Origin of the sequence: Psychrobacillus sp. FSL K6-1464, assembly GCF_038003145.1 — a bacterium.
Taxonomy (GTDB): domain Bacteria; phylum Bacillota; class Bacilli; order Bacillales_A; family Planococcaceae; genus Psychrobacillus; species Psychrobacillus psychrotolerans.
The window spans coordinates 2,349,811-2,372,186 of the sequence record NZ_JBBOOP010000001.1 but is presented as its reverse complement, the minus strand read 5'-3'; the positions used below and the strand labels follow the sequence as shown (position 1 = coordinate 2,372,186).

Annotated in this window: 21 protein-coding genes, 1 tRNA gene and 1 riboswitch; of the genes, 21 read left to right on the top strand and 1 reads right to left on the bottom strand. The window is 36.5% G+C overall.

The genetic code is table 11. The annotated features are described in order from the left end of the window. Nucleotides 1–12: 12 nt before the first annotated feature. From polX to MKX39_RS11935, 11 genes are all read left to right on the top strand, one after another. Nucleotides 13–1,716: a DNA polymerase/3'-5' exonuclease PolX gene (gene polX / locus MKX39_RS11985; RefSeq protein ID WP_093536945.1), complete on the top strand. Its 1,704-nt coding sequence runs from the start codon at nt 13–15 to the stop codon at nt 1,714–1,716. 16 nt (nt 1,717–1,732) lie between these two features. Then, the gene (locus tag MKX39_RS11980; protein ID WP_340769686.1) at nt 1,733–4,096 is read left to right on the top strand and encodes an endonuclease MutS2; all 2,364 of its coding nucleotides are present in this window, start codon (nt 1,733–1,735) and stop codon (nt 4,094–4,096) included. Nucleotides 4,097–4,164: 68 nt separating this feature from the next. Next, entirely contained in the window at nt 4,165–4,578 is a 414-nt protein-coding gene (locus MKX39_RS11975) for a DUF350 domain-containing protein (RefSeq protein ID WP_340762876.1), read from the top strand. Between the two features lie 419 nt (nt 4,579–4,997). Next, nucleotides 4,998–6,692 carry a long-chain-fatty-acid--CoA ligase gene (locus MKX39_RS11970; protein WP_093536948.1) on the top strand — a complete coding sequence of 565 codons (1,695 nt, stop codon included), beginning with the start codon at nt 4,998–5,000 and terminating at the stop codon, nt 6,690–6,692. Nucleotides 6,693–6,961: 269 nt separating this feature from the next. Further along, the gene (locus MKX39_RS11965) at nt 6,962–7,543 is read left to right on the top strand and encodes a TetR/AcrR family transcriptional regulator (RefSeq protein WP_093536949.1); all 582 of its coding nucleotides are present in this window, start codon (nt 6,962–6,964) and stop codon (nt 7,541–7,543) included. A gap of 17 nt (nt 7,544–7,560) precedes the next feature. Further along, nucleotides 7,561–8,334 (top strand): enoyl-CoA hydratase, encoded by a 774-nt coding sequence (locus tag MKX39_RS11960; protein ID WP_093536950.1) that lies wholly within the window; start codon nt 7,561–7,563, stop codon nt 8,332–8,334. A 25-nt stretch (nt 8,335–8,359) separates the two neighbouring features. Beyond that, on the top strand, nt 8,360–9,133 hold the full coding sequence (locus MKX39_RS11955) for an electron transfer flavoprotein subunit beta/FixA family protein (protein ID WP_093536951.1): 774 nt from the start codon (nt 8,360–8,362) through the stop codon (nt 9,131–9,133). A gap of 87 nt (nt 9,134–9,220) precedes the next feature. Further along, entirely contained in the window at nt 9,221–10,198 is a 978-nt protein-coding gene (locus tag MKX39_RS11950) for an electron transfer flavoprotein subunit alpha/FixB family protein (protein WP_093536952.1), read from the top strand. Nucleotides 10,199–10,503: 305 nt separating this feature from the next. Then, nucleotides 10,504–10,818, top strand: a complete 315-nt coding sequence (trxA, locus tag MKX39_RS11945; protein ID WP_093536953.1) for a thioredoxin — start codon at nt 10,504–10,506, stop codon at nt 10,816–10,818. Between the two features lie 50 nt (nt 10,819–10,868). Continuing rightward, nucleotides 10,869–12,659 (top strand): excinuclease ABC subunit UvrC, encoded by a 1,791-nt coding sequence (gene uvrC / locus MKX39_RS11940; RefSeq protein WP_340769685.1) that lies wholly within the window; start codon nt 10,869–10,871, stop codon nt 12,657–12,659. A gap of 41 nt (nt 12,660–12,700) precedes the next feature. Next, a riboswitch (Lysine riboswitch) is annotated at nt 12,701–12,880 on the top strand. Between the two features lie 94 nt (nt 12,881–12,974). Continuing rightward, nucleotides 12,975–14,204 carry an aspartate kinase gene (locus MKX39_RS11935; protein ID WP_340769684.1) on the top strand — a complete coding sequence of 410 codons (1,230 nt, stop codon included), beginning with the start codon at nt 12,975–12,977 and terminating at the stop codon, nt 14,202–14,204. A 114-nt stretch (nt 14,205–14,318) separates the two neighbouring features. Here MKX39_RS11935 and MKX39_RS11930 read toward each other — a convergent pair whose 3' ends face one another. Then, on the bottom strand, nt 14,319–14,732 hold the full coding sequence (locus tag MKX39_RS11930; protein WP_093536956.1) for a YslB family protein: 414 nt from the start codon (nt 14,730–14,732) through the stop codon (nt 14,319–14,321). Nucleotides 14,733–15,017: 285 nt separating this feature from the next. Between MKX39_RS11930 and MKX39_RS11925 the strand changes: the two genes are divergently transcribed. From MKX39_RS11925 to MKX39_RS11880, 10 genes are all read left to right on the top strand, one after another. Then, the gene (locus tag MKX39_RS11925; protein ID WP_093536957.1) at nt 15,018–15,629 is read left to right on the top strand and encodes a succinate dehydrogenase cytochrome b558 subunit; all 612 of its coding nucleotides are present in this window, start codon (nt 15,018–15,020) and stop codon (nt 15,627–15,629) included. 49 nt (nt 15,630–15,678) lie between these two features. After that, nucleotides 15,679–17,436: a succinate dehydrogenase flavoprotein subunit gene (sdhA, locus tag MKX39_RS11920; protein WP_093536958.1), complete on the top strand. Its 1,758-nt coding sequence runs from the start codon at nt 15,679–15,681 to the stop codon at nt 17,434–17,436. 2 nt (nt 17,437–17,438) lie between these two features. Then, complete coding sequence (gene sdhB, locus MKX39_RS11915) at nt 17,439–18,215, top strand: succinate dehydrogenase iron-sulfur subunit (RefSeq protein WP_093536959.1); 777 nt, start codon at nt 17,439–17,441, stop codon at nt 18,213–18,215. 290 nt (nt 18,216–18,505) lie between these two features. Further along, complete coding sequence (locus MKX39_RS11910; RefSeq protein ID WP_340769683.1) at nt 18,506–18,958, top strand: acyl-CoA thioesterase; 453 nt, start codon at nt 18,506–18,508, stop codon at nt 18,956–18,958. 61 nt (nt 18,959–19,019) lie between these two features. Next, entirely contained in the window at nt 19,020–19,244 is a 225-nt protein-coding gene (locus MKX39_RS11905; RefSeq protein ID WP_245762675.1) for a helix-turn-helix domain-containing protein, read from the top strand. Between the two features lie 78 nt (nt 19,245–19,322). After that, a complete protein-coding gene (locus tag MKX39_RS11900; RefSeq protein WP_340769682.1) occupies nt 19,323–19,778 on the top strand; it encodes a MarR family winged helix-turn-helix transcriptional regulator in 456 nt (151 codons plus the stop codon). A gap of 9 nt (nt 19,779–19,787) precedes the next feature. Further along, nucleotides 19,788–20,585, top strand: coding sequence for a glutamate racemase (gene racE / locus MKX39_RS11895; protein WP_093536963.1), 798 nt, complete (start codon nt 19,788–19,790; stop codon nt 20,583–20,585). A 130-nt stretch (nt 20,586–20,715) separates the two neighbouring features. Next, on the top strand, nt 20,716–21,318 hold the full coding sequence (locus tag MKX39_RS11890) for an XTP/dITP diphosphatase (RefSeq protein WP_340769681.1): 603 nt from the start codon (nt 20,716–20,718) through the stop codon (nt 21,316–21,318). A 9-nt stretch (nt 21,319–21,327) separates the two neighbouring features. Then, nucleotides 21,328–21,825: a metallophosphoesterase family protein gene (locus MKX39_RS11885; protein WP_340769680.1), complete on the top strand. Its 498-nt coding sequence runs from the start codon at nt 21,328–21,330 to the stop codon at nt 21,823–21,825. An 85-nt stretch (nt 21,826–21,910) separates the two neighbouring features. After that, nucleotides 21,911–21,984 (top strand) — tRNA-Arg (locus tag MKX39_RS11880). Nucleotides 21,985–22,376: the final 392 nt, after the last annotated feature.

Here is a 22,376-nt window from a genome sequence, read left to right as displayed (position 1 = left end):
GAGGTGTTTTCGTTGGATAAGAAGACGATTATTAAAACATTAGAAAGAATAGCTTTATATATGGAATTGCAAGGTGAAAATCCTTTTAAAGTATCTGCCTTTCGAAAGGCTGCACAGGTGTTGGAATTAGATGACCGAAGCCTTTCTGAAATGGATAATATCTCCTCCTTAAAAGGGATTGGAGCAGCAACAGGAGCTGTAATAGAGGATTTAATCACTAAAGGGGAATCTTCTTTGCTTGTAGAATTACAACAAACAGTTCCTAGTGGATTACTTCCGATGCTTAAAATACCTGGACTTGGTGGTAAAAAAATTGCCAAGCTATACAAGGAATTACATATCGATTCCATTGATGCGTTAAAGCTTGCATGTGAAGAAGGTAAAGTCCAAAGTCTTCCTGGATTTGCTAAGAAGACAGAAGAAAAAATATTACTAGAAATAGTGAACCTTCAGTCTAAACCAGAAAGAACTGCTGTATGGCAAATTGAACCTATCGTAGATCTTATCGAACACAAATTGGCTTCTATAGCTTTAATTGATAAGTTTTCTGTTGCCGGGTCTTATAGAAGAGTTAAAGAAGCGAGTAAGGACATTGACTTTATCATCGCTACAAGTTCTCCTCAAGAAGTTAGAGAAGAATTGTTAAAAATACTTCCTGTACAGAAAATAATTGCAGCTGGAGATACGAAAGTTTCTGTCACGCTAGATGTAGAAGTCGAAATAGATGTCGATTTCCGACTAGTGGAACTAAAACAATTTGCATCTGCATTAAATCATTTCACTGGCTCAAAGGACCATAATATAAAAATGCGTCAAATTGCCAAAGACCAAGGAAAGAAAATTAGTGAATACGGTGTGGAATTAGCGGATGGAAGTGTTGAGCATTTTGAATCGGAAGAAGACTTTTATGCTTACTTTGATTTGCCTTTCATACCTCCAACAGTTCGAGAAGATGGATCGGAATTTTCCAAATTAGATCAGCTGCCTTCATTAGTGAAGTTAAATGATATAAAAGGCGATTTTCATATGCATAGCACTTGGTCGGACGGGGCTCATTCTATAGAAGAAATGGTGGAAGCTTGCCGAGTAAAAGGCTACTCACATATGGTGATTACTGATCACTCTAATTATCTCAAAGTTGCTAACGGACTTTCGAAGGAAAGATTATTAAACCAAATAGATATTATTCACTCTCTAAACGAAAAGTACACTGATATTGAAATATTTACGGGGACCGAAATGGACATACTACCAGATGGTTCACTCGATTTTGAAGATGATGTGCTTTCACAACTAGATTTTGTTATAGCTTCTATCCATTCAAGTTTTAGCCAGCCGCAAGAAAAGATTATGGAAAGACTCTTAAATGCGTTGAAAAACCCATATGTACACATGATTGCTCATCCAACGGGAAGAATAATCGAACAAAGAGATGGTTATAATCCCGATGTTCCTACTCTGATAAAATGGGCTAAGGAAAACGGTAAGATTTTAGAGTTAAATGCTAGTCCTTATCGTCTCGATTTGAATACGGAATACTTAAAGTTAGCCCAAGAAAAAGGCGTACCAATAGCGATAAACACAGATGCACATCATATCGATCAGCTAAAATATATGGATATTGGTGTACGTTATGCACAAAAAGCCTGGTTACACAAAGAAAATATAGTGAACACTTGGTCGTTGGAGAAGTTTAAAGAATATATACAGAAATAATTAGGAGGTGACTCAGTTGATAGCTGAAAGAGCATTAAGGACATTAGAGTATTTTAAAATTAGAGATGAAGTTTCCAATTATTGTACTTCATCTATTGGGAGAAGCCATATAGATAATCTAATTCCTTCCGTTGAGTTTACAGTAGTGAAAAAGTTGTTAGAGGAAATGGATGAAGGAATGACAATACTTCGGTTACGAGGCAATGTTCCAATGGGTGGGATGACAGATATTCGACCTCATGCTAAACGTGCCCAAATTGGGGGTATGCTTAGTCCAACAGAACTAATGGAGATCGCAAGTACTATTAGAGCTAGTAAAATCTTACGTCAATTTTTAGAAAATGTAGCGGAATCCGAAGATGTGAAGATCCCCCACTTTATAGAGAAAAAAGAGGCTATTCCGATTTTAACTGCCCTTGAACATGAGATTAATGATTGTATTGATGAAAACGGCGCAGTGTTAGATAGCGCAAGTAGTACTTTGCGTTCTATTCGCCAACAATTACGCATTCAAGTAAGTCGTGTGCGTGAAAAGCTAGAAAGTTATACTAGAGGGGCAAATGCTGCGAAAATGTTATCAGATTCGATTATTACTATCCGAAATGATCGATATGTGATTCCTGTAAAATCCGAGTATCGTAGTCATTACGGTGGAATTATCCATGACCAATCCTCTTCTGGACAAACATTGTTTGTGGAACCTTCAGCAGTAGTGCAAATAAATAATGATATCAGAAGTTTAAGAGTGAAAGAACAGGAAGAGATTAATCGTATCCTTATCAAATTGACAGCTGAAGTAGAAATAGTTGGTCATGATATTTTTGTTTTAGTAAGTGTACTAGGTGAAATTGATGTTATTTTAGCTAAAGCAAAATATGGTCAAGCCCAAAAATGTACGATGCCAATCATTAATAATGAGGGATATATTCGTTTAGTAAAGGCTAGACACCCACTTATTCCACTGGAAACAGCTGTGCCAAATACGATTGAATTCGGCAAAGACATTACCACTATAGTCATCACTGGGCCGAATACTGGGGGTAAAACAGTTACACTGAAAACAGTTGGACTTTGTACATTAATGGCGCAAAGTGGACTCCCTATTCCTGCATTGGATGGCTCAGAAGTGGCATTATTTGAATCGGTATTTGCAGATATCGGAGATGAGCAATCTATTGAACAAAGTTTAAGTACTTTTTCTTCTCATATGGTTAATATTGTGGATATTTTAAAAAAGTATGACGATAAATCATTAATCATATTTGATGAACTTGGAGCAGGAACCGATCCTCAAGAAGGTGCTGCGCTTGCTATTTCTATATTGGATGCAGTACATGGGACCGGAGCACGAGTAATGGCTACAACACATTATCCTGAACTAAAGGCTTATGGATACAATAGACCTGGCGTTGCCAATGCAAGTGTTGAGTTCGATATTGAAACGTTAAGTCCAACTTATAAACTGTTAATAGGAGTGCCTGGTAGAAGTAATGCTTTTGAAATTTCCGAGCGACTTGGGTTACCAGCGTATATTATTAACCAAGCACAAACTTTTACAGGGACAGATCGTGGTGAAGTGAACTCTATGATTGCATCTCTGGAGAACAGTCGTCGACAAGCAGAAAAAGATGCAGAAGAAACGGAAGCCCACTTAGTAGAAGCACGTAAAGTTAAAGCGGATGTTGAACTGAGATTAGCAGAACTAGAACAGAGCAAAGAAAAACTAGAACAAAAAGCAAAAGATAAAGCGAAGAAAATTGTAGATGAAGCTAGACGAGAAGCAGAAGATATCATAAGTGAACTGCGGAAAATGCAGTCTAATACACATAACTTCGTTAAAGAGCATGAACTAATCGATGCTAAAAAGCGTTTAGATGCTGCTTTACCAGATAATCCAGTATTGAAGAAGCAAAAGAAATTAAACGAAATGGCAAAAGAATTGAAATCTGGAGATGAAGTGAAAGTATTGAGCTTCGGACAAAAAGGGACTCTACTTGAGAAATTGTCTAAGACAGAGTGGTCTGTTCAGATTGGTATGCTAAAAATGAAATTAGACGAATCTGACCTTGAGTTTGTAAAACCTGAAAAACAAAAGCAAACTGTCTCAGTGAATTCAATCCGTGGAAGAGACACTAATGTAAAATTAGAGTTAGATCTTCGAGGAGAACGCTATGAGGATGCCATCATGCGTACAGAAAAATATTTAGACGATGCACTTCTTTCAAACTACCCAAGAATCTCTATTATTCATGGAAAAGGCACAGGTGTGTTAAGACAAGCAATACAACAGTTTTTGAAAAACCATTCTCGCGTGAAAAGTTATCGTTTCGGCGAAGCTGGTGAAGGTGGGCATGGTGTAACGGTTGTTGAACTAAAATAAAGTAGAAAAAATGAAACTTTTTTGCGGGCTCTCCGTATAGAAGGAAAAGTGTAAAAGGGGTTTTAAACATGCTTCTATCCAGTTTTTGGTCAAACCCACTCGTAGAGTCTGCAGGTTATTTTAGTGTGGTAATTTTATGCTTACTCGTTTCGATGGTTATTTTTGAAATAGTCACGAAGTATAAAAATTGGGAAGAAATAAGAAAAGGTAATGTAGCAGTTGCACTTGCTACTGGTGGGAAAATTTTTGGTGTATGTAATATATTTAGGTATTCCATTGAACAACATAACTCATTATTCGAAATGGTTGGTTGGGGTTTATTTGGTTTTACACTATTAATAATTGCTTACTTATTGTTTGAATTTTTAACGCCAACCTTTAATGTTGATAAGGAAATCGAAAACGATAATCGTTCAATTGGATTTATTTCACTTGTTATTTCTGTTGGGCTATCATTTGTTATTGGTGCAAGTATTTCTTAGGAGCGGTTGAAATGGAAAAATTGTCGAAAATTTTATTGGCTGTTGGCTTACTTTTTGTCTTAGTAGGTATAATATATGTCGTAACAAATTAATATAATAACTTAATAACGTATTTAAAGACTGTGATGTAACACTTTTCATCTTAATGATAAAGAAGTGAACTTTGCAGTCTTTTTATATTTTATGTTAAGCGTGAGAAAGAAATATCTGTTTTAAACGAGAAAAAGACGGTCAAAAGTGCGTTTAGGTAAGGTATTTATATTGTAGTAAGGAAGGATTAGTTTTTTAAAAAGCAGATAAAACTATTAGACTAGAAAACTTTGAAAACTCTTTTCAATAAAGAATTGAATTGTCATTCATTTTTCTCTATAATTAAAAATAGGAATATTCACGCTATTAAAAACAAAGGGGGCATTAATATGACTGAAAAGCCGTGGTTAGCACAATATCCACCAGAAATTCCACATACGCTTGACTATGAACACATTCCTGTTCAAGAATATCTGACGAGAGCGTATAAGAAATTTCCGACAAAAATTGCGATACATTTCATGGGGAGAGATTTATCGTACAAAGAGCTATATGAGTCTTCTTTAAAATTTGCTAACTATTTACAATCCATTGGTATTCAAAAAGGAGATAGAGTAGCAATTATGCTACCGAACTGTCCACAAGGGGTAATCGGATATTACGGAGCACTATATGCGGGGGCAATAGTTGTTCAAACAAATCCTCTTTATACGGAAAGAGAAATAGCTTATCAAATGAAGGACTCTGGTGCAAAAGTTATTTTAGCTATGGATATATTATATCCACGGGTTACAAAAGTTTTAAAAGATACGAGCCTAGAGAATATTATTGTTACTGGTATTAAAGATTACCTACCATTTCCTAAAAATCTTGTTTATCCCTTTATCCAGAAGAAACAATATGGGTTTAGTGTAAAGGTAGAGCATCGAGGCATCAATCATCTATTCACTGAAATTATGAAAGTTGGAAAAGCTGAACCGATCAGTATGTCTTTTGATTTTGACGAGGATATAGCACTTTTACAATATACTGGTGGTACAACAGGATTTCCAAAAGGAGTTATGCTTACGCATAAAAACTTAGTAACAAATACTACTATGTGTACGGCGTGGAATTACAAGGCAATAGAAGGCGAAGAAAGTATATTAGGAGTTCTTCCATTCTTCCATGTATATGGAATGACTACTGTATTAATCTTTTCTGTTATGCTAGGTAATAGAATGGTATTGTTACCTAAATTTGATGTAGAAACTGCACTAAAAACAATTGATAAGCAAAAACCAACGATATTCCCAGGAGCTCCAACGATTTATATTGGATTATTGAATCATCCAGATATACAAAAATATGATTTATCTTCAATTGTAGCTTGTTTAAGTGGCTCTGCTCCTTTACCATTAGAGGTACAAGAAAAGTTTGAAAAAGTTACTGGTGGTAGATTGGTAGAGGGATATGGCTTAACAGAAACCTCTCCAGTGACACATGCGAACCTAATTTATGCAGAAGATCGTATTAAAGGCTCAGTAGGAATTCCTTGGCCAGATACAGAAGCAGCGATTTTCGCAGTCGATTCAACAACACCATTACCATTTGGGGAAATTGGAGAAATAGCAGTTAAAGGGCCTCAAGTGATGAAGGGATACTGGAATCGTCCAGAGGATACTGCAATGACTCTGCGTGATGGTTGGTTCTTAACTGGTGATTTGGGGTATATGGATGAAAGCGGTTACTTTTATGTAGTTGATCGCAAAAAAGATTTAATCATTGCGGGTGGTTATAATATCTATCCGAGGGATGTTGAAGAAGTTCTATATGAACATTCTGCAATTCAAGAATGTGTTGTTGCTGGAGTGCCAGATCCATATAGAGGGGAAACGGTAAAAGCATTTATCGTACTTAAAGAGGGAGCTTCTGTGACAGAAGAAGAGTTAAATACTTTTTGTCGTGAAAACTTGGCAGCGTTTAAAGTACCAAGAATTTACGAGTTCAGAGCGGAACTTCCGAAAACTGCAGTAGGTAAGATTTTGAGAAGAACTTTAATAGAAGAAGAGAAAGCGAAACAAAAAGTAACGGTACAAAGTTAATTGATTATTGACAATCGACAAAATTGAATATAATATAAAAATATGAATGAATCATCATTCATATTTTTATTTTATTTAAATAAGGTATTAAACTATCTAAATAAAGTAAAAGCCTCTGAAGAATGTCAGAGATTTTGGAGTCATTGGAAAAGGGCGAGAACCGTATTCATACGACAACAGCTATTTAACTGTATATGCAGACCTTATACATTTCAAAATCTAGACGAATAATTCTTTGAGGTAATTGAACAATTGGTGGTGAATTCATAATGAAGAAGGACAAACCAAAGTATAAGCAAATTATTGACGCGGCAATTATTGTTATCGCTGAAAATGGATATCACCAGTCACAGGTTTCTAAAATAGCTAAACAAGCTGGAGTAGCTGATGGGACAATTTACTTGTATTTTAAAAACAAAGAAGAAATTTTAGTCTCGGTTTTTGAAGAAAAAATGGAGATATTTGCACACAATTTAAAAGAAATTATTCAACAGGAAATTAGTTCCTCCGAAAAGCTATATAAAATGATTGAAAATCATTTCGTAGTGTTATCAAGTGATCATCATTTAGCGACGGTCACCCAGTTGGAATTGAGACAAGCCAATTTAGCGTTGAGATTACGAATAAATGCAGTTTTAAGAAATTACTTAGTATTGTTAGATACCATTTTAAAAGAAGGAATAGAGCAAGGCGAATTTGATCGTACGATTGATATTCGCTTAGCAAGACAAATGGTTTTTGGTACAATTGATGAGACGACTACTACTTGGGTCATGAACGAGCATAAATACAACTTAGTTGATCTGACCGGTAAAGTACATCGTCTATTGTTAAATGGTGTGAAAGGTTAACGAAGGGGAGTGGGAAGATGGAATTTCTATCATGGACTATAGAAGACGGCGTAGCTACCGTCATTCTGAATCGTCCGCCAGCAAACGCTTTAGCAAGAGGGGTTATTTTAGAAGTAAATGAGCTGCTAGATGCAGTAGAAAATGATGATGCCGTTCGAGCAATCTTGCTCAAAGGGGAAGGCAGATTTTTCTCTGCAGGTGCTGATATTAAAGAATTCACTTCTATTACATCAGGAGCTGCATTCTCTGAGCTTGCTGCAAGTGGGCAAACAATTTTCGAAAGAGTGGAAACTTTCTCGAAACCTGTAATCGCAGCAATTCATGGTGCTGCACTTGGTGGAGGACTGGAGCTTGCGATGAGTTGTCATATTCGACTTGTAGCTGATAATGCGAAGCTCGGATTACCTGAGTTACAGTTAGGCTTAATACCAGGCTTTGCAGGAACGCAACGACTACCTCGCTATGTTGGGTTTGCGAAAGCAGCAGAAATGTTGCTAACAAGTGATCCGATTAGTGGTAAAGAGGCAGCTCAGTTAGGACTTGCTAATCATGCTTACCCAGAAGAAGAATTATTCGAGCAGGCAAGCAAGCTTGCAGTGAAAATTGCGAAGAAGAGCCCTATTGCTGTCAAAAACGCATTAGAAATGCTTCAGTTTGCTAAACCAGCATCTTATTATGAAGGTGTGAAAGCAGAAGCAAATGCTTTTGGAACTGTATTTGTTTCAGAAGATGCGAAAGAAGGTATTTCTGCATTTATTGAAAAAAGAGAACCTGTATTTAAAGGTAAATAATATTTTACATTGGGAGGATATCTAAATGAACATTTATGTATTAGTAAAGCGTACGTTTGATACTGAGGAGAAAATCGTTGTTAGCGGGGGGAAAATTCAAGAAGATGGTGCCGAGTTCATCATTAATCCATACGATGAGTATGCAATTGAAGAAGCAATTCAAGTTCGTGACGCTCAAGGTGGAGAAGTAACAGTTCTTACGATGGGTGGAGAGGATGCTGAGAAGCAACTTCGTACAGCATTAGCAATGGGCGCAGATAAAGCGGTTCTTATAAATATTGAAGATGATGTAGAAGAGTTAGATCAATTTACAGCTGCACATATTATCTCGGAATACTTAAAAGATAAAAATGCAGATTTAATATTAGCAGGTAATGTAGCGATTGATGGAGGGTCTGGACAAGTAGGACCACGTGTTGCTGAAAGTTTAGGTATTAACTATGTAACTACTATCACAAACTTAGAGATTAATGGTACTACTGTTACGATTAAACGTGATGTTGAAGGAGATACAGAAGTATTAGAAACTTCTTTACCATTATTAGTTACTGCGCAACAAGGTCTAAATGAACCTCGTTACCCATCTCTTCCAGGAATTATGAAGGCAAAGAAAAAGCCTTTAGAAGAAGTGGAATTAGATGACTTAGATATAGATGAAGATGATGTAGAAGCAAAAACAGAAACAATTGAGATTTACCTACCTCCTAAAAAGGAAGCTGGAAAAGTATTAGAAGGCGAGCTAGCTGATCAAGTAAAAGAGTTAGTTCATTTACTACACTCGGAAGCGAAAGTCGTTTAACTTATTCAGAAGAGATTATTTTGTACACAAAAGATATGCCAAGGCATATTTGAATCGAATTAATTTTAATATTAGGAGGAAAATAGCATGTCTAAAAAAGTATTAGTATTAGGAGAAGCACGTGAAGGTGCTCTTCGTAATGTATCATATGAAGCAATCGCTGCTGCTAAACAAATTTCAAGCGGCGGAGAAGTTGTTAGTGTTCTATTAGGAGATTCAGTGGGAGAACTAGCTACTGAGCTTGGTAAATATGGCGCTGATCGTGTAATTACTGTGGAGCATCCACATTTAAAACAATATACTTCAGATGGCTATGGTCAAGCATTGTTAGCGGTGATTGAGCAAGAAAATCCAGAAGCAATTGTTTTTGGTCATACAGCACTTGGGAAAGATTTATCTCCTAAAATTGCAAGCAAGCTTCAAATTGGTTTGGTATCAGATGTAACTTCTATCGAGGGTGAAGGCGATGCTGCTGTATATATCCGCCCGATCTATTCTGGTAAAGCCTTTGAAAAAGTTAAAGTGAAGGATGGTATTGAATTTATCACTATCCGTCCTAACAATATTGCTCCACTTGCAAAAGATGACAGTAAGTCAGCGGACGTTTCATCTATGTCTGTAGACATTACAAACCTACGTACGATTATTAAAGAAGTAGTTCGTAAATCTACTGAAGGTGTAGATTTATCTGAGGCAAAAGTTGTTATTGCTGGTGGTCGTGGTGTAAAGAGTGAAGAAGGTTTTGCACCTTTAAAAGAGCTTGCAGATGTATTAGGTGGAGCAGTTGGAGCTTCTCGTGGAGCTTGTGACGCGGATTATTGTGATTATTCATTACAAATCGGTCAAACTGGAAAAGTAGTTACTCCGGACCTTTATATTGCAGCAGGTATTTCTGGAGCGATACAGCATTTAGCTGGTATGTCTAACTCGAAAATTATTGTAGCGATCAACAAAGATCCAGAAGCAAACATTTTCAAAGTTGCAGACTACGGGATCGTAGGAGATTTATTCGAAGTTATTCCAATGCTTACTGAAGAGTTCAAAAAACTTAAAGTAAACGCATAATAATAGATGAGGCTGTCCAAAAGAAAAACTTTTGGGCAGCCTTTTTGTGTAAGAATGATTAAAATATTGTGCTTGTTCATGTAATTGATCAAAGTTGAAATTTTTTATAAATTGTTTATATATTTATTTTATTTTCTCTTGTATAAAAACTCTTCCACAATTCGCTGGAGCTATAGTCGTTTCAATTTTGTTCCAATGCTTTGAATGTTTATGGTATGCTAAGATTTACTTTCAAGCTAATATGTAGATGTTGGTATTTCTGTCTGTTATAATCATTACATAGTAGATAAAGGAGGAATTTTAATATGGCAATTGTTCATGGAACAGATCAAACATTTAACACAGATATAGAAGAAGGTTTAGTATTAGTAGATTTTTGGGCAACATGGTGCGGACCTTGTAAAATGATTGCTCCTGTACTAGAAGAAATGGATGCTGAAATGAGCGATAAAGTTAAAATCGTAAAAGTAGATGTGGATGAAAACCAAGCTACTGCTAGTCAATTCGGTATTATGTCAATTCCAACATTAGTATTATTTAAAGATGGAAAACCTGTTGATAAAGCAGTAGGTTTCCAACCAAAAGAAGCATTAGTACAACTTGTAGAAAAAAACGCATAATCTAAAACCGGGTGCTACATAGTACCCGGTTTTTTTAAACAGGTGATAATATGAATAATTTGATCGAACAAAAATGTTCCATCCTACCGGATGAACCAGGATGTTACTTGATGAAAGACCGACAAGGAACTATTATATACGTCGGCAAAGCTAAAATATTAAAAAATCGTGTACGCTCATATTTTAAAGGAGCACACGATGGTAAAACACTCCGATTAGTGCAAGAAATTGTTGACTTCGAATATATCGTCACATCATCTGAGTTGGAAGCTTTAATACTGGAGCTCCACCTTATTAAAAAGCATGATCCAAAATACAATATTATGTTAAAAGATGATAAAACGTATCCATACATTAAAATTACTGCTGAAAAAGATCCTCGTCTGATTATTACAAGACAGGTGAAAAAAGATAAGGGTAAATACTTTGGTCCATATCCCAACTCTCATGCGGCACATGAAACAAAAAAACTTCTAGATCGTCTATATCCACTTCGAAAATGTCAAAAAATGCCGAATAGAGTTTGTCTATACTACCATATGGGACAATGTTTAGCCCCCTGTGTGAAAAAAGTAGAAGAGAATACTTATGAGACAATTATTCAAGAAATAGCCAGCTTTTTAAATGGTGGGCATACGCAAGTGAAAAAAGAATTGGTTCAAAAGATGAATTCAGCTGCTGAGACTCTTGAATTCGAACGAGCAAAAGAGTATCGTGATCAGATTTCACATATCGAACAAGTGATGGAAAAACAAAAAATGACGATGAATGATTTCACGAGCAGAGACATATTTGGTTTCCATGTTGATAAAGGTTGGATGTGTGTTCAAGTATTTTTTATCCGACAAGGAAAGCTTATCGAAAGAGATGTGTCATTGTTTCCGATCTTCCGGGATCCAGAAGAGGAATTCATCACATTTTTAGGTCAGTTCTATGCGAAGCCAGAGCATATTAAACCAAAAGAAATTTATGTTCCATTAACTACGGATCTTGACTTAGCTTCAAATCTTCTAGAAATGAAAGTTTTCGTTCCACAACGAGGCACAAAGAAAAATCTAGTCGAGTTAGCAGAAAAAAATGCAAAAATAGCTCTTACGGAGAAATTTCATTTAATCGAAAGACAAGAAGAGCGAACTGTTGGGGCGGTTGAACAGCTTGGTGATTCCATGGGGATTGCACCTCCAATGCGAATAGAAGCTTTCGATAACTCGCATATTCATGGTACAGATGCTGTATCTGCAATGGTTGTATTTATTGATGGAAGATCAAGCAAAAAAGATTATCGTAAATACAAGACAAAAACGGCTGCCAAACATGATGATTATGGTGCTATGCGTGAAGTTGTTCGGCGAAGATATACAAGAGTCTTGAAAGAGAATTTACCACTACCCGATTTAGTAATCATTGATGGCGGAAAAGGGCAAATTGAGGCAGCGCGTGAAATTATTGAGGATGAATTAGGACTTGATATACCGATTGCAGGACTTGCAAAGGACGGCAAGCATCAGACTTCTCAACTTATTTATGGTGACCCTTTGGAGATAATTCCGATGAAGCGGACGAGCGAAGGTTTTTATTTACTTCAACGAATTCAGGATGAAGTCCATCGTTTTGCTATAACATTCCATAGACAACAGCGTGGAAAGCACACAATTGCATCTTCGCTAGATGGTATCGAAGGGATCGGTCCTCAAAGGAAAAAATTATTACTAAAACAATTTGGTTCTTTAAAGAAAATACAAGCTGCTAGCAAAGAAGAATTAATGGCTGCAGGATTACCGAGTAAGCAAGCAGATTTAGTAATTGACCATTATCAGAAAAATGTATTGTCTTCTGAATAATCATATGTTATGGTTGTAACAATTTAATATTCACTATTATAGGTGAAGATAGAGGTGCGATTAGACATCAGTACTCAGCAGGAGGAAGAAAAGTTCCTAGAATAGCTGAAGAAAGGGTTTTTCGCCGAAACATAGAATAGCTTTTCCTATTCTGTTGTTGGTTCTGCATTTAATAGATGTAGGATTGTCAGAATTTGATATTCTGGAGGGCTATCTCACATGGACAGATTTTTTGGACCGTGTATGAGACAATGCTTTTCACAATATGTGAAAAGCATTTTTTAATCCTTTCAGTTAATAAGGGAGCGGATGATCATGACTAAAATTGTAATGAAATTTGGCGGTACTTCGGTTGAATCAACTGAAAAGATTACAAATGTTGCTAATCGGGTAAAAGGTGAAAAAGAAAATGGTCATGATATTGTGGTTGTTGTATCCGCAATGGGTAAAGCGACAGATGAATTATCAAAATTGGCTTTCGAATTAGCAGATTCGCCGTCCAAACGTGAAATGGACATGCTCTTATCTTCTGGGGAGCAAGTTACAATGGCATTACTTTCTCTCAAGTTAAACGCAATTGGTATAGAAGCCATTTCTCTCACAGGTGCCCAGGCAGGTCTGATAACAGATAGTGTACATAGAAATGCAAAAGTAATGAGAATGGATCCTTCAAAAATTGATGGATTACTTGCAGCAAATAAAGTAGTTATTGTAGCTGGTTTTCAAGGAATATCTGAAGCAGGAGAGATTACTACACTTGGCAGAGGAGGATCTGATACAACTGCTGTAGCTATTGCTGCTTCTATTGAAGCGGAAATTTGCGATATTTATACAGATGTAGACGGTATTTACACGTCTGATCCTCGCTATATTGAAAGTGCGCGTAAACTGGAACAGCTTGAATATGACGAAATGTTAGAACTCGCTAATTTAGGTGCGGGAGTATTACATCCACGTGCAGTTGAATTTGCTAAAAATTATAAGGTTCCATTAAGAGTGCGCCCGAGCTTTAAAGATGGAGAAGGAACGATTTTGAAGGAGGAAGTAGATGTGGAAAATAATTTAGTGGTTCGTGGAGTGGCATTTGAATCAGATATCGTCCGATTGACTATAGAATATGAAGTACCTTTTAATGGTTCCCTCGCTTCTATTTTTACGACTTTAGCAGCAAATCATATAAACGTAGATATTATTGTACAGTCAATCGTAGAAGGAGTGAAACCTGCAGTATCCTTTTCTATTAAAAAGGAATCCTTGTCTGAAGCGATAACAGTTTTAGAGACACACAAACAAGCACTAGGCTTTACTTTCGCAGATTTTGAAGTTGGTCTTTCAAAGGTTTCTATTGTCGGTTCGGGAATGGTATCGAATCCCGGGGTAGCAGCTCAAATGTTTGATCGATTAAGAAAAGAAAATATTCCTGTGAAAATGGTAAGTACTTCAGAGATAAAAGTGTCAGTCGTTGTACCCCAACAAAATATGATCGAAGCAGCAAATGCCTTACATGATGAATTTGAACTTGCACTAACTCATCAATCCGTATAATATTTTTATGTTAAAATTCATTTTCTATTAACTATTTGAATCTGTTAAAAAGGTTTTCACAATAGTTTCACTATTAAAGAGGGGTAACAGGAAAAGTCGTATGCGACTATCCCGTTACCCTTTTGTTTTAGAATCCCATTTTATTTGCAAAGAGACAAGGCCATTCTTTTTTACTTCTTCGTCATAACATTCGGTTAAAAAACCAGTAATCTTTTGTTGTTGTTCAGCTAAAAAGCCTGCTTCTAATCGATGACTTCTACTTTGACCACTCTGAGGTAGATTATATGTACTTAGCGTATAGAAAGCGGAGTCTTTTGTAGTTTTTTCTAAATGTAAAGTGCCCCAGCCAGCTTCGTTGAAAAAAGTGATAGCTTCGTCCAATGAATATAGGGGAAATTTGCGGGCTAAATCTTTCCCTGCCCAATATAATATATCTTTTTCATGTTTTCCGAGAATAGAAGTAAGCACATGGTCTCTTAGTAACTCATATCCAAAGGAAGTTACATGTGAATGTTCCTTTTCATTCAAGTAGCAACCCTTCTTTCCAAAAATCAATATTGCCTATTTATTTTATCATAAAAAAATTACAAATGGGGACTTGATTAGATTGTGATTAATTTAACAATTTATTATCCGAAAAAGGTAAAGGAATCCATTTTAAAATACGGAAAGATACCTTGACGCTCCAAAATGATGAGAGTACAATGGATATGTCATAAATACGTAACTTGATGATGTGAAATTTTTGAGAACTTTTGCTTTTTTGAGATAGTTTTCATTCTTTTCAGTCAGAAATTTGAGGGGGTAATTGTTTTGTCGAACGATCGCGAATTTTATTGGCGTCGACTGCATTCCTTACTTGGTATTATACCGGTAGGTCTGTTTTTAGCGCAGCATTTAGTAGTAAATCACTTTGCTACAAGAGGAGCAGAAGCATTTAATAGTGCATCTCACTTCATGGAGAGTCTACCATTTCGATTAATGTTAGAAATCTTCGTAATTTATATTCCATTAATGTTCCATGCATTTTACGGAATTTACATTGCATTTACTGCAAAAAATAATCCGAAGCAATTTGGAACGTTGAGAAACTATTTATTTATATTACAAAGATTTACTGGCATTTTCTTAGTTGTATTTATCGCTTGGCATGTTTTTGAAACACGTTTCCAAGCTGCTATTGGAGCAAAAGAAGTTAATTTTAACATGATGGCAGAGATTTTATCTAACCCATGGATGTTAGGTTTCTATATTGTAGGTGTTGTTTCAGCCACTTTCCATTTAGCTAATGGTATTTGGTCATTCTTAGTTAGCTGGGGTATTACACAATCTGCAAGATCACAACAAATTGTTACTTATGTAACATTAATTATCTTCTTAGCGTTATCTGTAGTTGGCGTACAAGCTCTTCTAGCATTCGTTTAAGAAACTTTAAAGTCGTTCAACTACTATTAAATTGAGGAGTGAGAATAGCATGGCAAAAAGTAAACTGATTGTTGTCGGCGGTGGATTAGCTGGCTTAATGGCAACAATGAAAGCTGCCGAAGATGGCACGCACGTAGACCTATTTTCTATCGTTCCAGTAAAACGTTCACACTCTGTTTGTGCACAAGGTGGTATTAACGGAGCTGTAAATACTAAAGGTGAAGGTGATTCTCCTGCAGTACATTTAGATGACACTATATATGGTGGAGATTTCTTAGCAAATCAAAAACCAGTTAAAGCGATGACAGATGCAGCACCTGGAATTATTAGTTTGTTTGATAGAATGGGTGTTATGTTTAACCGTACACCTGAAGGATTATTAGATTTCCGCCGTTTTGGTGGGACAATGATGCACCGTACAGCATTTGCTGGTGCAACAACTGGTCAACAACTTCTTTATGCGCTGGACGAACAAGTTCGTCGTTTTGAAGTGGATGGTTTAGTAACTAAATTCGAAGGATGGGAATTCCTTGGAATAATTAAAGACAGCGAAGGCGTATGTCGTGGTATTAAAGCGCAAAACCTTCTAACTATGGAAATTCGAGCATTCCGTGGTGATGCTGTAATTATGGCCACTGGTGGCCCTGGGATTATTTTCGGGAAAACTACTAACTCTATTATCAACACTGGTTCTGCTGCATCAATCGTATATCAACAAGGAGCATATTATGCGAACGGAGAATTTATTCAAATTCATCCAACTGCCATTCCTGGTGACGATAAATTACGATTAATGTCTGAATCTGCTCGTGGTGAAGGTGGTCGTATTTGGACTTATAAAGACGGCAAACCTTGGTACTTCTTAGAAGAAAAATACCCTGCATACGGTAACTTGGTTCCTCGTGATATTGCAACACGCGAAATCTTTGATGTATGCGTTAACCAAAAACTTGGTATCAACGGAGAAAACATGGTTTATCTAGATCTTTCACATAAAGATCCACATGAACTAGATGTTAAACTTGGTGGTATCATTGAAATTTACGAGAAATTCACAGGTGATGACCCTCGTAAAGTACCTATGAAAATCTTCCCAGCAGTTCATTATTCTATGGGTGGACTGTGGGTAGATGATAATCAAATGACTAATATTCCTGGATTATTTGCTGCAGGTGAATGTGATTTTTCACAGCATGGAGCTAATCGTTTAGGAGCTAACTCTTTACTTTCTGCAGTATTCGGCGGAAGTGTTGCAGGACCGAATGCAGTTAAATATATGAGTCATTTAAAAACTCATGCTATTGACATGGATGATTCTATCTTTGAAGCTGAACTTAAATTAGAACAAGAGAAGTGGGACAAGGTTATGTCTATGAAAGGTACGGAAAATGCGTACTTACTTCATAAAGAGCTTGGTGAGTGGATGACAGATAACGTAACGGTTGTTCGTTATAACGACAAACTTGAAGCAACAGACAAGAAAATCCAAGAACTTCTTGAACGTTTTGAAAATATTAATATGGATGATACACAACAATGGTCTAACCAAGGCGCATCATTTACACGTCAGTTAAAAAATATGTTATATTTAGCACGCGTTATTACATTAGGTGCGCTTAATCGTAATGAAAGCCGTGGAGCACATTACAAACCTGATTTTCCGGAACGTAATGATGAAGAGTTCTTGAAAACAACAATGGCTAAATTTGATCCAGCTACAGGAGCTCCAGTATTCCATTATGAAGAAGTAGATGTATCACTGATTACACCTCGTAAACGCGATTATTCTGCGAAAGGGGATAATTAATAATGGTTACAGCAACGGAAACAAAAAAAGTAAAATTTGAAATTTTACGTCAAGATACACCTGAATCTACACCTTACTTTGAAAAATTTGAAGTAAATTACCGTCCAAATATGAATGTTATTTCTGCATTAATGGAAATACGTCAAAATCCGGTAAATGTAGATGGGAAAGCTACTAGTCCTGTAACTTGGGATATGAACTGTTTAGAAGAAGTATGTGGAGCATGTTCAATGGTTATAAACGGTCGTCCACGTCAATCTTGTTCGGCTTTAATCGATCAACTGACACAACCGATTCAATTGGCACCAATGAAAACATTCCCAGTAATACGTGATTTACAAGTAGACCGTTCGCGCATGTTTGATTCTTTGAAAAAAGTAAAAGCATGGGTTCCAATAGATGGTTCATACGATCTTGGAGAAGGACCTCGTATGCCAGAACGCAAACGTCAATGGGCATATGAATTGTCTAAATGTATGACTTGTGGTGTATGTCTAGAAGCTTGTCCGAACGTAAACAGTGGTTCTAACTTTATGGGACCAGCACCACTTTCACAAGTACGTTTATTTAACGCACATCCAACTGGTTCTATGAACAAGGATGAGCGTCTAAATACAATTATGGGAGACGGTGGTCTTGCAAACTGTGGTAACGCACAAAACTGTGTAGTTGCTTGTCCAAAAGGTATTCCACTAACAACTTCCATCGCTGCTTTGAACCGTGATACAACTGTTCAAATGTTCAAAGACTTCTTCGGAAGCGACCGTATGGTTGATTAATAGAAATGCGTAAGCGCCTTTGAGAGGTATACAGTCTAAGTACTCGACATCCTGTCGCAACGACTGTATGACCCGCTTCCTGCGGACCTCCGACAAGTAAATGGGAAGATTTGTAGTCCAACTTATTTGGACGGAAAAGATTCCCATTTAACCTCGAGGGGAAAGGCTCTGAAGCTAGACAATAGATAAAATAAGGAAATCTGTGTAGAATATTTTTATTCTATGCAGATTTTTTCTATCTCTGTTACAATAAATGAATATTCATTCATTTTAAAGGAGAGGTAATTTATATGAGAGCTAAATACATAGAAGATATGGAGTTATGGGAATCTGATTTCCATTTTTATTCGGAAGTAAGTGTGCGTTTTTCAGAAACAGATATGTATGGTCATTTAAATAATACGGTGACTTTTGCTTATTTTGAATATGCTCGTATTGAATACTTCAAGCATATACAGCTTATGAATGATTGGTTAAATCCAAAGGGAGAAAAAATACCAGTCGTCGCTGACTTGCAATGTGATTATGTAAAACAAGTATTCTTTGACGAAAAGCTCCGCATTTATGTGAAGGCAAATTCTATAGGCTCTTCTTCAGTGGATATCCATTATATGGCCAAGAACGATAAGGATGAAATTGTCTTTATTGGTCGTGGTTCTATTGTTCAAATTGAGAAGAAAACTGGTCGTGCAGCAAAGTGGTCTGAAGAGGAACGAGAAGTTTTTAAAAAGAGTATTAACTAGCCGTCACCTACCATCCCCATGCTACATACGTTAGTAGGAGAGTGGATAGGGGGCTATGGCATTGTACGACAATAAACAGCATCGTTCGATTTTAACAAGTAGAGAACGTCAAATTTTTCAATTATTAGTAGAAGATAATTCTACGAAAGAAATTTCAACTTTGTTAACGATAAGCGAAAAAACAGTAAGGAACCATATTTCAAATACAATACAAAAACTGGGCGTTTCAGGTAGGTCACAGGCGATTGTAGAATTATTACGATTAGGTGAACTATCGTTAAATTGATATGATTCCTTGCCATTTTCCTCATAACACGTCACAATAATAGAAATAGGGTTATTGTTTTGAGGAGTGAAGGAATAGATGGCAGAAGATATAAATAAGACAATGTTAGACCAGGATCAAGTTGCTTTTTTAGAAAAAGAGCTTCGACATATATCTGGAATCATTAAACAAAAGGGTAGAGAAATACTAAGTACTTATACTATTACGCCTCCACAGTTTGTAGCGCTTCAATGGTTACTAGAGTTGGGTGATATGACTATCGGTGATTTATCCAATAAAATGTATTTAGCTTTTAGTACAACAACGGATTTAATCGATCGTATGGAAAAAAGTGAACTTGTAAAGCGTATAAGAGATGAACAAGACCGTCGTGTTGTTCGTATACATTTATTAGAAGAGGGCGCTCGAATCATAGAAGAGGTTATAGATAAACGACAACAGTATTTAGAGGATGTACTTCAACAATTCGATCAGGCTGAAGTTGCAAATTTAGCAATATTATTAGAAAAATTACATCAAGAGATGAAGAACTGAGGAATTAACGTGAAAGCCCCAATTGGTGTTATAGACTCTGGAGTTGGTGGATTAACGGTTGCAAAAGAAATTATGCAACTACTACCAAATGAAAAAATAATTTATATTGGTGATACTGCTAGATGCCCGTATGGACCTAGAACAAGTGAAGAAGTTCGTAAATTTACGTGGCAATTGGCAAATGCTCTTGCGAAGATGAATATTAAAATGCTTGTAATTGCATGCAATACCGCAACTGCAGTAGCTCTTAATTCGTTAAGTAAGAAGATGCCTTTTCCTGTAATAGGTGTAATTTTCCCAGGAGCTAGAGCGGCGATTAAAGCATCAAAAAGTAATGAAATAGTAGTGCTAGGTACAAGCGGTACGATTAAAAGTGGTGCATATGAGGAGGCAATTGCGCATTTAAATTCCTCTAGTAGAGTGATTCCACTCGCATGTCCCACTTTTGTCCCGCTTGTGGAAAGTAATGAATACGAAGGTGATTTTGCTCGGAATATGGTGATGGAAACATTATCACCATTAAAAAAAGAGCAGTTTGATACTGTCATTTTAGGTTGTACACATTATCCGCTGTTGCAAAAGCATATTGAAGAGGCAGTTGGAGAACATGTGAAGGTACTTTCATCTGCAGAAGAAACTGCGCATGATGTTCAAGAGTATTTACAATATCATAAATTGAATAATCCGGATCAACAAAAGGAAACACCAATTTTCTACACAACTGGTTCTGTACCTATTTTTAAGACGATTGTAGAAAAATGGTTAGAAATACCGAATGTAGATATTCGAACAATTTCATTTAAATGACCCTGTTAGCTTGAGAATCCTCGAATAGCGGGGTCTTCTTTTGCTTATTGGGCGTTATACAAAAGAAGCTAATATCGTACTACAAGAATGGTAGCTGCTTACAAATTTATAAAAAAGGACGAGATATCATATGAAACAGATTATTATAGCTACAAAAAACAGAGGAAAAGCCAAAGACTTTGAAGCATTGTTTAACCCGCTTGGTTACGAAGTTAAAACACTTCATGATGTGGCGGAAGAAATGGATATAGAAGAAACAGGTACCACTTTTGAAGAAAATGCACTATTAAAAGCTACTTCGCTAGCAAACCATTTGCAGTCAATGGTTATCGCAGATGATAGTGGATTAGAAATTGATGCACTAGATGGACGCCCAGGGATCTATTCGGCTCGCTATGCGGGTGAAGAGAAAAGTGATGAAGCAAATATAGATAAAGCGCTAAAAGAGCTAGAAGGCACCAAAGAATCGGAAAGAACAGCCCGATTTGTATGTGCAATCGCTGTTGCTTCCCCAAACAAAGAACCTTTCACTGTCAGAGGGACGTGTGAAGGATTTATAGGGACTGAAAGAAAAGGAACAAATGGATTTGGGTACGACCCAATTTTTTATGTGCCTTCTGAACAAAAAATGATGGCGGAACTTACAGCAGAACAAAAAGGAGCTATTTCTCATCGAGGCACTGCTATAAAAAAACTTTCTTTCGTTTTGGAAGATATAATTTCTGAAGGATAGGTGAGTAAAATGAAATTGTTGATTATGAGCGATACCCATAGTGCTACCAAAATAATGGAACAGGTTATTGAGCGCCATCAAGGCGAGGTAGATGCAATTATCCACTGTGGAGACAGCGAGTTAAATGCGAATTATTTTGCTGACAACCCAGTGCATATTGTTCGTGGTAATTGTGATATAGACGATCGTTTTCCTTTAGAGGAATTATTTCCGGTTGAGGATGCTAAAGTATTAGTCGTCCATGGTCATAAATACAATGTGAAATCGACTTTAATGCCACTATTTTATCGAGCGCAAGAGGTACAAGCATCGGTCGTGTGCTTTGGACATTCGCATTTATTAGGAGCAGAAATGCAGCAAGGTATTCTATTTATCAATCCAGGTAGTCTTCAGCAACCCCGTGGACGGAAAGAAAAGAGCTACGCAATTGCTGAGAGAAATGAGGAAATTTGGACCGTTTTGTTTTATTCGGATGAACATAAATTGCTTGAAAAAGTTATTTTATAATTTTTTTGAAATAGTATTGACTTAACTTCATTCTCATTATATAATAAATCTTGTCTTTCCTATCAGTTTAGGTGGGGGAGTACTTGTCTCAGTAGCTCAGCTGGATAGAGCAACGCCCTTCTAAGGCGTCGGTCGGGGGTTCGAATCCCTCCTGGGACATAATAGTTTAGAGTAGAAATACATAGTAAATAGAATTTGGGATTAAGTCAGGACTACGGTTCATCAGACTTAATCCCTTTTTTTATCTCACTTATTTTATGCTAAGTAAAATATGATATTATCTTCCAATTCAATTGAATGGAGGTTTTTTTGTTATGACAAAAATTAAGATCGTTTGATGTGAATATTGGTTTAGCTAGTATTATGTTATTTCCCGATCAAACGGTATACAGAGGGTTAATTCAAGAATAATTGATAAAGCATCGGTAGTCATAATTAGTGAAAAATTGGTAACTGGTAACAATATTTAAGCTGGAATAGTTCTTTATGGAAACAAAAATTCGTACGCTTAATAAATGGGACGACGATTATTTTCTTAAAATAGTGTATTA

Coding starts and splice junctions, on each gene's coding strand:
- MKX39_RS11975 (WP_340762876.1), top strand. CDS start 4,165: ATGCTTCTATCCAGTTTTTGGTCAAACCCACTCGTAGAGTCTGCAGGT.
- MKX39_RS11970 (WP_093536948.1), top strand. CDS start 4,998: ATGACTGAAAAGCCGTGGTTAGCACAATATCCACCAGAAATTCCACAT.
- MKX39_RS11965 (WP_093536949.1), top strand. CDS start 6,962: ATGAAGAAGGACAAACCAAAGTATAAGCAAATTATTGACGCGGCAATT.
- MKX39_RS11960 (WP_093536950.1), top strand. CDS start 7,561: ATGGAATTTCTATCATGGACTATAGAAGACGGCGTAGCTACCGTCATT.
- MKX39_RS11955 (WP_093536951.1), top strand. CDS start 8,360: ATGAACATTTATGTATTAGTAAAGCGTACGTTTGATACTGAGGAGAAA.
- MKX39_RS11950 (WP_093536952.1), top strand. CDS start 9,221: ATGTCTAAAAAAGTATTAGTATTAGGAGAAGCACGTGAAGGTGCTCTT.
- trxA (WP_093536953.1), top strand. CDS start 10,504: ATGGCAATTGTTCATGGAACAGATCAAACATTTAACACAGATATAGAA.
- uvrC (WP_340769685.1), top strand. CDS start 10,869: ATGAATAATTTGATCGAACAAAAATGTTCCATCCTACCGGATGAACCA.
- MKX39_RS11935 (WP_340769684.1), top strand. CDS start 12,975: ATGACTAAAATTGTAATGAAATTTGGCGGTACTTCGGTTGAATCAACT.
- sdhA (WP_093536958.1), top strand. CDS start 15,679: ATGGCAAAAAGTAAACTGATTGTTGTCGGCGGTGGATTAGCTGGCTTA.
- sdhB (WP_093536959.1), top strand. CDS start 17,439: ATGGTTACAGCAACGGAAACAAAAAAAGTAAAATTTGAAATTTTACGT.
- MKX39_RS11910 (WP_340769683.1), top strand. CDS start 18,506: ATGAGAGCTAAATACATAGAAGATATGGAGTTATGGGAATCTGATTTC.
- MKX39_RS11900 (WP_340769682.1), top strand. CDS start 19,323: ATGGCAGAAGATATAAATAAGACAATGTTAGACCAGGATCAAGTTGCT.
- MKX39_RS11890 (WP_340769681.1), top strand. CDS start 20,716: ATGAAACAGATTATTATAGCTACAAAAAACAGAGGAAAAGCCAAAGAC.
- MKX39_RS11885 (WP_340769680.1), top strand. CDS start 21,328: ATGAAATTGTTGATTATGAGCGATACCCATAGTGCTACCAAAATAATG.